13 protein-coding genes and 4 tRNA genes are annotated in these 13,048 nt (G+C 40.7%); 7 read left to right on the forward strand and 10 right to left on the reverse strand.

Annotated elements, in window-relative coordinates:
- Positions 1–14: 14 nt before the first annotated feature.
- Positions 15–1,061, reverse strand: a complete 1,047-nt coding sequence (trpD, locus tag AC4MC0_RS04635) for an anthranilate phosphoribosyltransferase (RefSeq protein ID WP_335998505.1) — start codon at positions 1,059–1,061, stop codon at positions 15–17.
- Between the two features lie 16 nt (positions 1,062–1,077).
- Positions 1,078–1,662 (reverse strand): anthranilate synthase component II, encoded by a 585-nt coding sequence (locus tag AC4MC0_RS04640; protein ID WP_335998504.1) that lies wholly within the window; start codon positions 1,660–1,662, stop codon positions 1,078–1,080.
- Between the two features lie 842 nt (positions 1,663–2,504).
- Between AC4MC0_RS04640 and glnA the strand changes: the two genes are divergently transcribed.
- The 6 genes from glnA (at position 2,505) to AC4MC0_RS04670 (ending at position 7,515) form a co-directional block, all read left to right on the forward strand.
- Positions 2,505–3,920, forward strand: coding sequence for a type I glutamate--ammonia ligase (gene glnA, locus AC4MC0_RS04645; RefSeq protein ID WP_005400480.1), 1,416 nt, complete (start codon positions 2,505–2,507; stop codon positions 3,918–3,920).
- A gap of 89 nt (positions 3,921–4,009) precedes the next feature.
- Positions 4,010–4,282 (forward strand): hypothetical protein, encoded by a 273-nt coding sequence (locus tag AC4MC0_RS04650; protein WP_491887298.1) that lies wholly within the window; start codon positions 4,010–4,012, stop codon positions 4,280–4,282.
- An 85-nt stretch (positions 4,283–4,367) separates the two neighbouring features.
- Entirely contained in the window at positions 4,368–4,853 is a 486-nt protein-coding gene (locus AC4MC0_RS04655) for a chorismate--pyruvate lyase family protein (protein WP_010327240.1), read from the forward strand.
- Positions 4,850–5,731, forward strand: a complete 882-nt coding sequence (gene ubiA, locus AC4MC0_RS04660; RefSeq protein WP_335998502.1) for a 4-hydroxybenzoate octaprenyltransferase — start codon at positions 4,850–4,852, stop codon at positions 5,729–5,731. Before AC4MC0_RS04655 ends, ubiA begins: the two co-directional genes overlap by 4 nt.
- Before the next feature lie 107 nt (positions 5,732–5,838).
- On the forward strand, positions 5,839–7,176 hold the full coding sequence (locus AC4MC0_RS04665; protein WP_335998501.1) for an alpha/beta hydrolase family protein: 1,338 nt from the start codon (positions 5,839–5,841) through the stop codon (positions 7,174–7,176).
- A 108-nt stretch (positions 7,177–7,284) separates the two neighbouring features.
- Positions 7,285–7,515, forward strand: coding sequence for a hypothetical protein (locus AC4MC0_RS04670; RefSeq protein WP_178928167.1), 231 nt, complete (start codon positions 7,285–7,287; stop codon positions 7,513–7,515).
- A 1-nt stretch (position 7,516) separates the two neighbouring features.
- Here the strand turns inward: AC4MC0_RS04670 and AC4MC0_RS04675 are convergent, their stop codons facing one another.
- The 8 genes from AC4MC0_RS04675 to AC4MC0_RS04710 all read right to left on the reverse strand — a co-directional run bounded on the left by AC4MC0_RS04675 (position 7,517) and on the right by AC4MC0_RS04710 (position 11,525).
- Entirely contained in the window at positions 7,517–7,981 is a 465-nt protein-coding gene (locus AC4MC0_RS04675) for a DUF2726 domain-containing protein (protein ID WP_178928168.1), read from the reverse strand.
- Positions 7,982–8,037: 56 nt separating this feature from the next.
- Positions 8,038–8,113: transfer RNA gene (locus AC4MC0_RS04680), tRNA-Asn, on the reverse strand.
- Between the two features lie 280 nt (positions 8,114–8,393).
- Positions 8,394–8,469: transfer RNA gene (locus AC4MC0_RS04685), tRNA-Asn, on the reverse strand.
- A 195-nt stretch (positions 8,470–8,664) separates the two neighbouring features.
- Positions 8,665–8,740: transfer RNA gene (locus tag AC4MC0_RS04690), tRNA-Asn, on the reverse strand.
- A gap of 4 nt (positions 8,741–8,744) precedes the next feature.
- Positions 8,745–8,820, reverse strand: a tRNA-Asn gene (locus AC4MC0_RS04695).
- A 144-nt stretch (positions 8,821–8,964) separates the two neighbouring features.
- Positions 8,965–9,591, reverse strand: a complete 627-nt coding sequence (sodB, locus tag AC4MC0_RS04700) for a superoxide dismutase SodB (protein ID WP_004982600.1) — start codon at positions 9,589–9,591, stop codon at positions 8,965–8,967.
- Between the two features lie 209 nt (positions 9,592–9,800).
- Positions 9,801–10,421, reverse strand: coding sequence for a superoxide dismutase (locus AC4MC0_RS04705; RefSeq protein ID WP_335998500.1), 621 nt, complete (start codon positions 10,419–10,421; stop codon positions 9,801–9,803).
- Positions 10,422–10,766: 345 nt separating this feature from the next.
- On the reverse strand, positions 10,767–11,525 hold the full coding sequence (locus AC4MC0_RS04710) for a Nif3-like dinuclear metal center hexameric protein (protein WP_078388626.1): 759 nt from the start codon (positions 11,523–11,525) through the stop codon (positions 10,767–10,769).
- Between the two features lie 168 nt (positions 11,526–11,693).
- Here AC4MC0_RS04710 and AC4MC0_RS04715 point away from each other — a divergent pair, with 168 nt between their 5' ends.
- Positions 11,694–12,872 (forward strand): S1C family serine protease, encoded by a 1,179-nt coding sequence (locus AC4MC0_RS04715; RefSeq protein WP_335998499.1) that lies wholly within the window; start codon positions 11,694–11,696, stop codon positions 12,870–12,872.
- Positions 12,873–13,048: the final 176 nt, after the last annotated feature.

A 13,048-nucleotide genomic window follows, 5' to 3' on the forward strand; every position in this document is an offset into this window, starting at 1 on the left:
CAAAATCCTGTCTATCAAGCGTCGTATTGTTTAAGGGTTTTGCTGAATTCAGCAAGGATGCTCATCTTTTCTAAGGCTTGTCCGCCGTAGATGATGTCATGTGCTAAAGCCACGCCTTGTTTATAGCTGGTACAAAGTCCAGAGATATATAAACCGGCACCTGCATTTAAAGCAATCATGTTTGCTGCTTTTTCGCCTTTATCGGATTTGTTTTTACCTAAGGCATCTTTAATTAGGCTTAAACTTTCAGCAGAATCTTGAATGATTAAACCAGTTAAAGTTTGCGATTCGATCCCAACATCTTCAGGTTGAATTTCCCACTCGGTGACTTCGCCATTTTTAAGTTCGGCCACATAGGTACTTGATGCAAGGCTAATTTCATCTAAACCATCTTTAGAATGAACCACCATGACATGTTCTGCCCCCAGTTGTTTCATCACTTCTGCAATTGGTCGACATAATTCAGTCGAAAACACCCCAATCACTAGACGTTTTACTCCAGCCGGATTCGTAAGCGGGCCAAGTAAATTGAAAATACTGCGAATGCCTAATTCACGACGTGGGCCAACCGCATATTTCATCGCTTTGTGATGATTCGGGGCAAACAAGAAACCGACACCCATTTCACGAATACAACGTTCAGTTTGTTGCATGTTTAAGTCAAGTTGGATGCCTGCTTGTTCTAACAAGTCCGAGGAACCTGATTTGGTTGAAACACCACGGTTACCATGTTTAGCAATGGTTGCACCTGCCGCTGCAATCACAAAAGCAGACGCTGTCGAGACGTTAAATAAGTTCTGACCGTCACCACCTGTACCGACGATGTCGACTAAATAAGGAACATCACTGACATCAATTTTGATGGCAAACTCGCGCATGACACGAGCCGCTGCGGTAATTTCATCAATACTTTCGCCTTTTAAGCGTAGACCCATCATCAGTGCACCAATTTGGGCATCTGTTGCTTCACCATTCATGATGGTGCGCATGACGTCTTCCATTTGCGGCTGCGTCAACTCAATATTTTTAGTGATGTTATTTAAAGCTTGTTGCATATTCATTTTTCACTGCACTCATTTATGCGTAAATTTCTAAAAAGTTCTTAAAGATTTGATGGCCATGCTGACTCAAGATTGATTCAGGGTGAAATTGCACGCCTTCAACGGCAAGCGTCTTATGCTTTACACCCATGATTTCTTCAATTGAGCCATCTGCTTCATTGGTCCAGCAGGTCACTTCTAAGCATTCAGGCAAGCTATCTTGATCAATCACCAGTGAGTGATAACGCGTTGCTGAAAACGGAGAAGGGAGGTTGCTAAAAATGCCTTTATTCGAATGGTGCATGTCAGACAAACGCCCATGCATCACTTTTTTGGCACGAATGATTTCGCCACCAAATGCTTGACCAATGGCCTGATGTCCTAAGCACACCCCTAATAATGGAATTTTTCCAGCAAAATGCTGAATGGCTGGAATAGAAATTCCTGCTTCCGAGGGTGAGCATGGGCCAGGGCCAATCACAAGATACTTAGGTTGCCATCGCTCAATATCTTCCAATGTCACGGCATCATTACGTACTACTTTTACTTCTTGATTTAACTCGCCAAAATACTGGACGATGTTGTATGTAAAAGAGTCATAGTTGTCGATCATTAAAAGCATGAGCTTAACCTATTGAAATTTATGCACATAAATGTGCTTGAAGAGTCCTGTGGTATTCGTGCAATTACATTATAAAGCTATAAGTAAATTATTTTTCTCATTCAATGACTTGAATGGAGGCACAAAACCGAAATTATCATAGCAAAAAATACACAGCTAGGGCGCGACATTTTTTTGTGGGTCTAAAAATTACAATGGGTTTTGTTACTAACTGATATAGAGTTTATTAATATCTCAGATTCAAATCCTAACGAGAAACCTCGTGGATTATGTGTAAATGTCATGAAGCATGCACATTCAAGGAATATAAAAGAATATCTCTTAATGCAGTGAGCCAAAAATTCCCCTAATGTCACCAAAACAGAGCATATTTTTTTGCTTGCTCACATCTGAGATATTGGCTTTAGATTTAGTTTGAAAGGAGAGGTTTTTACTTTTTTAAAAATCAAATAAAAACAGTTAATTGTGCTACTTATATTTGATTTCAGGTATATCGCTCGCCGTGATATGAGGTGTGGAAGTCAAATCAAGGCGAAAATAACAGCTTAAACAGCACTCTAATTTATAAAAAATGTGTGGAAATTGCACAGTTAAATTTAAAAATGCACCATTATGATCCACACTCAAAATCTTTTAGATTAAATGTGAAGAAGCATGCTTGAATATGGTGCATTTACTTTTTAGCTCAGTATAATAGAGCCAAAGCAAACAGCTTAAAACTGTTATTCTGATAATGAATTCAACATTTTAGCTAAGCTTTTTAAAGTTGGTACGGTAATTGCTTTAGAACAACCAACTACTAACACGCACTAAAGAGTGCAACAAAAATTCATCGGAGCAAAATGAGCATGGCGAACAAGGTCCTACAACTCATCCAAGAAAGTGGCGCAAAATGGGTCGATTTCCGTTTTACGGATACTAAGGGTAAAGAACAACACGTAACTTACCCAGCAGATACTATCGACGAAGATACTTTTGAAGACGGTAAAATGTTTGATGGTTCTTCTATTGCTGGTTGGAAAGGCATTGAAGCATCTGACATGATCTTACGCCCAGATGCTGCAACTGGTTTTATCGACCCGTTCTTCGCTGAGCCGACAGTAGTTGTTACTTGTGACGTTATTGAGCCATCAACAGGTCAAGGTTATGACCGTGACCCGCGTTCGATTGCTCGCCGTGCTGAAGAATACCTAAAATCGACAGGTATTGGTGATACTGCATTCTTTGGTCCAGAACCAGAATTCTTCGTATTTGACGAAGTAAAATGGGAAATTGATATGTCTGGCGCGCGCCATACATTGATTGCTGAAGAAGCTGCTTGGTCAACAAACAAAGACTATGAAGGCGGAAACTCTGGTCACCGTCCACGTGTTAAAGGTGGTTACTTCCCAGTTCCACCAGTTGACTCTTCACATGACATGCGTGCTGATATGTGTGCGCGTATTGAAGACATCATGGGCCCAGGTCGTGTAGAAGTACACCACCACGAAGTTGCATCTTGCCAATTAGAAATTGGTGTGAGCTTCAACACAATGGTTCGTAAAGCTGACGAAGTACAACAGTTCAAATATGCTGTTTGGAACGTTGCGCACCAATATGCAAAAACTGCGACTTTCATGCCTAAGCCAATGGTTGGTGATAACGGTTCTGGTATGCACGTTCATATGTCAATCTCTAAAGATGGCAAGAACTTGTTTGCTGGTGATGAATACGCTGGTCTTTCAGAAATGGCGCTTTACTTCATCGGTGGTGTAATTAAACACGCTCGTGCATTGAACGCAATTACGAACCCATCTACAAACTCGTATAAGCGTTTAGTTCCACACTTCGAAGCGCCGATTATGTTGGCTTACTCAGCACGTAACCGTTCTGCTTCTATCCGTATTCCTTACGTTTCTAGCCCTAAAGGCAAACGTATCGAAGCTCGCTTCCCAGATCCAATGATGAACCCGTACTTAGGTTTCGCTGCATTGTTAATGGCGGGTCTTGATGGTATTCAAAACAAGATTCACCCAGGTGAAGCAGCTGACAAAAACTTATACGACCTTCCTCCTGAAGAAGAAGCGAAAATCCCTACAGTTGCGCACAGCCTAGATATGGCACTTGAAGCGCTTCAAGCGGATCATGAGTTCCTTCTTAAAGGTGGTGTATTCACTAAAGAAATGCTTGATGCATATATCGAACTTAAAACTGAAGAAGTGCGTCGCTTGAACACGACAACTCACCCAGTTGAATTTGATATGTACTACAGCTTGTAATTCTGAACTGAATTTCACTGCAAAAAACCCGCGCTAGTCGCGGGTTTTTTTGTATCATCTGTTTAACTTGAAAAAAATTGATGAGAGCAATGGCACAGCGTAAGAAGCACACCAGTTTTTATCCTTGGATTGACCCTAAAGATCACGATAAAGGTTTTAAGCTAAATTTTTCGATGGTGACTTATATCGAAGTTGGTCGCACCCCTGAAGGTTATAAGCATGCAGAATTTGTTGCATTGAAAAGCCCGGAGTTGGCACTGGATTATGATTATCCTCAAAGTTTTTATTTGAGTGCTGAAGGTTTTATTTTGGTGAAAACTCCGCAAGGTAAATTTGAAACCATTGCAAAAACAGATAATTGATAAATTTTTATTTTACAATTGAATACATTCTTCATAACTCAAAAAGCGTTTAAGCGCACAGTAAATCAATGGTACAGGTAGGCTTATGCAGCAGATTCCAGCTGAACTGAAAACATGGTTATATGCTTCAGGTTCACTTACTCAGCAACTGACGGATTTGGCTGATGGGGCGTTTAGGGTTCAACCGACCAAAGAACATTTTCAGCGTCTTCAGTTTATCGATGCAAAATGGATGGGCATGCCGTTTCAGCATACGTCATGGGTGCGAGAAAGTTTTTTATATGGCAGTGATGCAGAGCCTTGGGTTAAAGCCAAAAGCATTTTCCCGATCTTAAGTTTGCAAGGCCGCGCACGGCTTTTTAAACATATTGGTAAAAAACCGATTGGCTGGTTCTTGTTTCAGCGCACCAATCCAGCATGTGAACGTCGTGTGATTTGGCTAGAAGATGGCTGGACTAGACAGAGCTGTTATACTTGGCACGGCTGCAAGTTTATTGTTCAAGAAACTTTTTTAGCGAGTTTTGAGCAATTTTTGCAAAAGCAGAATTCAGCATCTGAAGGACAGTCATGACAACTGCGCATCAAATTACTTGGCGTGAACGTTTAGAAGCCTATTATTATTTATGTCGTTTTGATAAGCCTGTTGGCACAGAATTGGTATTCTGGCCTACCATGTGGGCACTATGGATTGCAGCAGAGGGTATACCGCCAATTGGTATTCTGATTCCGATGGTACTTGGCACGATATTTATGCGTGCGGCTGGGTGTGCAATTAATGATTTTGCTGATCGTAAAGTCGATGCGCATGTAGAGCGCACGAAAACGAGGCCTTTAGCAACAGGGATTATCACGGCCAAAGAAGCCATTTATGTGTTTCTAGCTCTAGTCTTTGCTAGTGCTTGTATGTTGTTGTTTCTACCGATTGAAACGTTTTATTGTGCTTTAGGTGGGCTTTTTCTCGCATTTATATATCCTTTCATGAAGCGCTATACCCATTTGCCTCAGGTTGTTTTAGGCATGGCTTTTTCGTGGGGAATTCCGATGTCATTTACGGCCATGGGTAAGCCATTAGATTTAACCTGTTGGTTGCTGTATTTTGGCAATCTGACTTGGACTGTGGCGTACGATACTCAATATGCGATTACCGACCGGGAATATGATTTAAAAATTGGGGTGAAGTCGACAGCCATTTTGTTTGGTCGTTTTGATATTCAAATCATTGCACTTTTACAGGCGATGAGTGTCGTTTTAATCGGTGCGGCGCTTTACCTTGAAAATTTATTGATGCCATTGGGTTTAATCGCATTGCTGGTAGTCGTGGCTGATTTTATTTATCAATGGTCAAAAACCAAAGACAGAGATCCACAGCGTTGTTTTTGGGCATTCCGTCACAATCGTTGGGTGGGATTCATTATTTTTACTGGAATCTTTTTAGAATTAATTATTTAAAGTGATTGTTTGGTTGAAAAGCGTCTTATACAGGGTGCTTTTTTTATGTCTTAATAAAACGGCATGTAGTTTCATGCTTAAAAAAACAACGAATAAAAGGATATTTTATGAAACGCTCGAAAATAGCATTAGCCCTTACAGTTGCCGTTTCAATGCTGTCTTTAACTGCTTGTAATGACGATGATGATTCGCCCGCTTCAAATCAAAAACAGACCTATGTTTCTGAAAGTGCCTATTCAGAAGACACATTAACCACTGCAGCTTCTATTAAGGTAATGATGTATAACATGGAAAATGTTCAAGGTCAGACCGCTAAAGCAACGGCGCTGGTGATGTTCCCTAAAGTAGCACCACCTACAGATGGTTATCGTGTAGTGGTTTGGGAGCATAGCACGGTCGGAGGTGGAGATGATTGTGCACCAAGTAAAAATGTGATTCATCCACGCTTTAAAATTTTAGCAGACAGTCTACTAGCTGCTGGTTATGTGGTTGTTGCACCAGATTATGAAGGTTTGGGCACGCCAGGGATTCATCCATATTTAAACTTATCTAGTGCTGCGAAGTCAGCGCTTTCTGCTGTACAAGCAGCAAAAGATCATTATGGTAAGCAATTGAATGGTGCGTGGATGTCTGTGGGGCAATCTCAAGGTGGGCATGCCTCATTAGCGACCGCAGAATATGCAAATACAGATGCAACCTATAAAGGTGCTGTGGCAGGTGCACCAGCTTCGAGTTTGGGTAAAATTATTCTTGAAGTTGCGCCTGCTGCATTGGCAGACATCGAAGCACGTGAAACGGCAGCTAATGTCCCTCTAGCATATCGAACATCAGTGGATACTTATGCAACTTTATTGGCTTATGCAGCGTTAACAGGGGTGGGTATTAAAGCTTATGAGCCGCGATTTAGTTATCAAGATATTTTCCAATCACGTGCCAAATCTTTGGCTGAGTTTGCAGAAGGTTCAACAGGGGATAATGGTCTGTGTTTAGACAATGATAATGACCCAAGTTTAAGTCTAATTAATAAGTTTAAAGACGATATTATTCAGTTTATGACTGAAAATCCTGATAAAAAAGTCATGGATTATCCTGGTTTAGATACTAGTGTGTTTGCGACCAATGAAACCGTAAAAAACTTCTTAATCAGTAGTCAGCCAGGTACTAAACGAATTGATAAACCAGTTTATGTAATACAAGGCACAGCAGATACAAATGTACCCTATCCAATCACCCAAGCTTTGGTTGCAAACTTGAAAACATTGGGTTCACCAAATGTGACACTTGATCCAGTTATAGGTGCATCTCATACCCAAGCCATAGTTTGTCGGAATGCGGAGGCTGTAGACTTTATTCAGACCCATATGGCTGCGGGTACGGGTATTGTGTTAACTGATGCGCAAAAGGATGCGAGCCAGAACGTCAACTGTACAGGCATAGCACCCTAACTGGCATTAAATTAAATATTTATACTGAAGACAGAGCCTCATGATTGAGGCTCTTTTTTTGTTATAGTATTGGCCCATCAAAATCTAGATATTGGGAATAGGCTGGCTATGACGAAATCAACTAAAAAACTAACGCCGAAAGTGATGTTTTTGGCGAGTCTTGGTATTGTGATTCCATTGCTTATTTTAGGGATTGCTTTTTTAGCGGTAAAAAGCGATGCAAAAAACCAAGCGGAATATCAGCGTATTAAGGAAGAACAACAGCAGCGCATTCAAGAAAAGTTGGCTGCCGAAAAGCAACTCACACAGCAGGAAGCGAGCAGCGCGGTTTCAAAATAATTCAAGCACGCATTGCAGGTGTGATACCAATGTGTTTGTGCAGTTGGCGAATGCTTGGAATTTCAGTAAAACGCAGAACGATGTAACCTGCTTCATTGAGCATGGCATCACGTTCTGCATCTTCTTGTTCTTTGCCGAAGTGTGAGGGGTCGTCAAGTTCAATAATGACGATAACCTCTAATTGCTCATTTAATAAAACGAAGTCGGTGACTTTACGGTTAAATTTGGCCCGTATTTTATAGTGATTACTGGTAATCAGCGAACTAAATGAAACTTGAGCTAGAACATGATGGCGTGGAAAGGCTTCTTTTAAGCGAATAAACATTTTACGTTCAAACGGCGTAATGACGTGTTTGGCATAAAACTTTTGTTTACGGCGAAACAGGTCAGGGTAGACCATCATCACTAACGTAATAGTGGCGAGGCAGCCGATGATAAAAAAGATGATTTGACTAAGATCGAACACTATATTTTCTTGTGCAAAGAAAAAACCCACTCAAATGGAGTGGGTTTTTAGAATTTTGGCTCTCCAACCTGGGCTCGAACCAGGGACCTGCGGATTAACAGTCCGTCGCTCTACCGACTGAGCTATTGGAGAATCTGCACGCATTCTATGTGGCAAAGCTCAAAGGGTCAAGTCTTTGGCCTGATATTTTTATATAATTTGCTTTAAATGATTTAAAAATAAACGGTTTAGCTTTTATTGGTGCGATTTGATTCAGCCACACACTTTTCATGAAGATGTTTTGGGGGAGTCAAGATGAGGAGGGCCTGTATGGAGAGCTGCTTTGGAGTGATTTTGGTTTTACTTATTAGGTGAATATCATCTATATGGATAGAAAAAAGCCCAAGTCATAATGCTTGGGCTTTTTAAAATTTGGCTCTCCAACCTGGGCTCGAACCAGGGACCTGCGGATTAACAGTCCGTCGCTCTACCGACTGAGCTATTGGAGAATCTGAAATGCAGTATAGAGAAATTTACACATCGGTCAAGTTACAATGCTAAAAAAAGTCGAATTTTAGATTAAATGTTTTTTTTATAAACAATTTGATATGTCATAACTGTATACCAGAATGGTATAGGTTTGTGGATCAGAACAATGAGCGATAAAAAAGCCCAAGTCACGATGCTTGGGCTTTTTAGAATCTTGGCTCTTCCACCTGGGCTCGAACCAGGGACCTGCGGATTAACAGTCCGTCGCTCTACCGACTGAGCTATGGAAGAATAGTGGCTCTCCAACCTGGGCTCGAACCAGGGACCTGCGGATTAACAGTCCGTCGCTCTACCGACTGAGCTATTGGAGAATCTGATGCGCATTTTAGGGAGGAAAGGAAAATGGGTCAAGCAAAAAATATTGAGAAATGAATTGTTTGCTTTATAAATATGCGTTTAGACAGCAAAAACAAAAAAACCGCTCAAAAAGAGCGGTTTTTTAAACAAGACGAATCTTATTTTTCAACGCCAGCAGCTTGACCTGCAAATTTCGCGTTTGCATAATCCCAGTTTACAAGGCTTTCAAGGAAAGTTTTGATGTAAACAGGACGCGCATTACGGAAGTCGATGTAGTAAGCATGTTCCCAAACGTCAATGGTTAACACTGCAACTTTACCGTGTGCAAGTGGAGTGTCTGCATTTGAAGTTTTAAGAATAGAAAGGTTGCCATTTACTTCGTCAGCAACTAACCAAGCCCAACCTGAACCGAATTGAGTTGTTGCAGCAGCAGCAAATTCTTCAGCGAATTTTTCGTAAGAACCGAACGCTTCATCAATTTTAGCAGCTAAAGCACCTGTTGCTTTACCACCACCGTTTTTAGCCATACAGTTCCAGTAGAATGTGTGGTTCCAAACTTGTGCTGCGTTATTGAAGATACCTGCTTTAGCTGCATCACCAGCAGAAGCTGTGATGATTTCTTCTAAAGTTTTGCCTTCAAGGTCAGTACCCTTGATTAGGTTGTTTAGGTTAACAACATAAGTATTATGGTGTTTGTCGTGGTGGAATTCTAAAGTTTCTTTGCTGATGTGCGGAGCAAGATCTTCGTAGCCATATGGAAGTGCAGGTAAAGTAATGGTTGTCATGTTTCATTCCTTGCAGATTTGCTGGGTTTTACTTTAAGTGCATTTATTGTAAATGATTCTATAGACAATAGGGCAGTCTTTTAATACACAAAATATGCAAAAAACTTCGCAAGGAGACATATACGATACACAAGATATCGTTAGAGCCTTTCGTACAGAATATATTCATTTTAAAAGACTCTAAGCTCTAGATGGATTGAGGTGGTTGATTAATTTTTAGCTTGTAACGCAGTATGGTAACGTCGATTTACTTCATCCCAATCGACCACATTATAAAAGGCATTAATATATTCAGGACGGCGGTTTTGGTATTTTAGATAATACGCATGTTCCCATACATCTAAACCGAGAATAGGGGTATGACCGTGCATCAGTGGGGAATCCTGATTTGCACTGCTTTCAACAATCAGCTGGTGCTCAGGTGTCACGCTCAGCCATGCCCAACCACTGCCAAAACGGCTAATCGCGGCTTTGGTAAATGCATCTTTAAAAGCATCAAAACTACCGAGTTGCTCATCAATAGCCTTTGCCACAGCTCCAGTCGGTTGGCCACCACCTTGTGGACTCATGACCGTCCAAAACAGTGAGTGGTTGGCATGACCACCTGCATTATTGATCACCATATTTTTAAGATCAGTAGGGACTTCATTGACTTTGGCAACCAAATCTTCCACAGACAGTTTCTCCCATTCTGTGCCTGCAATCGCGCCATTAATGTTATTGATGTAGGTTTGATGATGTTTACTGTGGTGAATTTCCATCGTTTTCGCATCAATATTGGGTTCGAGTGCATCATAGGCATATGGAAGAGCGGGTAAAGAATAAGCCATGTGTTTGATTCCTTTAATCATCAAAATTGTTTTATTGGGATTTTTTAAAGCAGTTTCATTATCTACTTAAAAGTTAATGAGAATCAATATGTTTATTATTTGCAATTTTAAGGTAGAAGATAACAAGTTTTATTGTTCATATTGGGTTGGAAGTTCAGTATGTATAACAAAGATCAAATGCAAAGCGTTTTTGAACTGATGCTATGTTTTGATTTAAAAAGATGAAAGACTAGGAATAATATTTTAGAAAGTAATAATTTGCTTAAATGGAGGTAATGTCGGATGCCATGCGATGTAAGCGCATTGAAAGGACTGGGATGAAAGAGGTCTCATCCCAGTGATTGCTTAGATTGGGTTGTTTAACTCGAAATAAACATATTCAATATTAAATTGTTCTGAAATGGCTTGACCTAATCGCTGCACGCCATAGCGTTCAGTCGCATGATGTCCGCAAGCAAAATAATGTACGCCTAATTCTTTAGCTTCATAGAAGGTACGTTCACTGACTTCGCCTGAAATATAGGCATCACATCCTTGTTCTGCGGCTTTTACAATAAAATCTTGTGCACCACCGGTACAAAAACCGACTTTTTCAATCATGGTCTTGTCCGCAGGAAGATGGGTGACATCAAACTTTAATTTCTCAGACACAAACTTTTTAAACTCTTCCACAGGCATAGGCTGGTTTAAATAACCAATATTGCCAATAGGATGACGCTCAGATGGGTCAAGCGCCTCAATACGTTCTAGTTCGAGCAAATCTGCAATAGCTGCATTATTTCCAAGACTCGGATGGCTGTCGAGGGGGAGGTGATATGCCAACAAAGAAATGTCATGTTGAATCAGACTCTTGATCCGTTTACCGCGCATACCTGTGATGGGATAGGCTTCACCTTTCCAAAAATAACCATGATGCACTAGTAAAAGATCCGCATTTTCTCGGATCGCGGCATCTATGGCATCTTGCGATGCTGTCACCGCAGCTAAAATTTTACGTACTTCGGTCTTACCTTCAATTTGAAGGCCATTCGGTGCATAGTCCTTAAACTCAGGTGATTTGAGGGTTTGATCACACCACTGAATAATGTCTTGTAATTTTGCCATATCGACTTAAAAACTCTTTTAAATTGATTACATCGGAACCTATTGTTTATTGTAACTAAAGCATGACAAAACTCTTGCTTATTTTTGTGTTTCGGCTTGAATTTCGCTTTACAATAGGCATAAATTACTTAGTCATCAATGAATTAAAACATTTTAGAGGGTGAAATCGTGCGCAGGACCTTTTCCTGGTTACCTTGGGTATTACTCATTTTAGTCATTGCTGGATTTTTTGCTTGGCAGCAGTATCAAAAGCCAAAAGCGCCTGTGGCGTCGGATGGTATTAAGATGCCTGCTGAAAAGGTTGAGCCTTTAATTAACACCACGCGTACCGGTGGGGTGGTTTCTTATAGTGCCGCCGTGAAAGTGGCTGCGCCAGCAGTAGTGAATATTTTTACCACGCAAAAAGTCAAACAACTTGACCATCCATTACTCAATGATCCTGCGTTCCGTGAATTTTTTGGCAATCAAATTCCAGATCAGTTTAGCCAAAATAAAAATGAAAACAGTTTGGGTTCAGGTGTGATTGTTCGCCCTGATGGTTATATTTTGACGAATAATCATGTGATTGCTCAAGCCGATCAAATTGTTGTGGCATTACAAGATGGCCGTCGTGCAGTGGCAAAAGTGATTGGTGCCGACCCCGATACCGATTTGGCTGTGATTAAAATTGAGCTGGCGAACCTGCCTGTTTTACCTTTTAAGCTAAGTGGCAACGAAGTGGGTGATGTAGTTTTGGCCATTGGCAACCCATTTGGTGTAGGTCAAACGGTTACGCAAGGTATTGTCTCTGCTACAGGACGCTCTGACCTAGGTATTAATACTTATGAAGACTTCATTCAAACCGATGCTGCGATTAACCCAGGTAATTCTGGTGGTGCTTTGATTGATGTCGCGGGGAATTTGATTGGAGTGAATACGGCGATTTTCTCTCAGTCAGGTGGGTCTTTAGGTATTGGTTTTGCCATTCCTGCAAGAATTTGTCAGCAAGTACTGAACTCCATTCTTAAAGATGGTCGTGTGGTACGTGGTTGGCTAGGTATCAGTTTATTGCCTGTTGAACAAGTCAATATCTTAGAGCCTAAAGGGCCAGGTGTGGTTGTCGCGGATGTGTTGAAAACGGGACCTGCTGCAAAAGCTGGTTTAATGAAAGGCGACAAGATTGTGAAAGTGAATGATGAAGTGATTACTTCAACCTCACATTTGATTAATTTTGTGGCTTTACAACCGCCAAATAGCACCATTCAGATTTCACTTGAGCGCGATGGTAAACCTTTAGATGTTGCTGTGGTTGTTGGGGAAAGAAAAGAGCAAAATCAGGACTCTCAATTTATCCCATTACCTGAATAAGACTAAAAACGTAAATAAAAATGCCTCTTATATAGAGGCATTTTTTATGAGTAGATGATTTACAGTGTGAATATTAAATGCAGAGCATGATCAGTAGAAAACCTTGTGCATTTTAAATGCCTAAGATTGGTAAATGATGATCTCAGTTTTAGTCGAAAATCAAAGCTCACTTATTT

This window comes from Acinetobacter sp. CAU_H_S139_7, from assembly GCF_058599305.1.

Bases quoted from the DNA above. Each gene is read 5' to 3' on its own strand.
- trpD (WP_335998505.1), bottom strand. From the start codon at position 1,061: ATGAATATGCAACAAGCTTTAAATAACATCACTAAAAATATTGAGTTG.
- AC4MC0_RS04640 (WP_335998504.1), bottom strand. From the start codon at position 1,662: ATGCTTTTAATGATCGACAACTATGACTCTTTTACATACAACATCGTC.
- glnA (WP_005400480.1), top strand. From the start codon at position 2,505: ATGAGCATGGCGAACAAGGTCCTACAACTCATCCAAGAAAGTGGCGCA.
- AC4MC0_RS04650 (WP_491887298.1), top strand. From the start codon at position 4,010: ATGGCACAGCGTAAGAAGCACACCAGTTTTTATCCTTGGATTGACCCT.
- AC4MC0_RS04655 (WP_010327240.1), top strand. From the start codon at position 4,368: ATGCAGCAGATTCCAGCTGAACTGAAAACATGGTTATATGCTTCAGGT.
- ubiA (WP_335998502.1), top strand. From the start codon at position 4,850: ATGACAACTGCGCATCAAATTACTTGGCGTGAACGTTTAGAAGCCTAT.
- AC4MC0_RS04665 (WP_335998501.1), top strand. From the start codon at position 5,839: ATGAAACGCTCGAAAATAGCATTAGCCCTTACAGTTGCCGTTTCAATG.
- AC4MC0_RS04670 (WP_178928167.1), top strand. From the start codon at position 7,285: ATGACGAAATCAACTAAAAAACTAACGCCGAAAGTGATGTTTTTGGCG.
- sodB (WP_004982600.1), bottom strand. From the start codon at position 9,591: ATGACAACCATTACTTTACCTGCACTTCCATATGGCTACGAAGATCTT.
- AC4MC0_RS04705 (WP_335998500.1), bottom strand. From the start codon at position 10,421: ATGGCTTATTCTTTACCCGCTCTTCCATATGCCTATGATGCACTCGAA.
- AC4MC0_RS04710 (WP_078388626.1), bottom strand. From the start codon at position 11,525: ATGGCAAAATTACAAGACATTATTCAGTGGTGTGATCAAACCCTCAAA.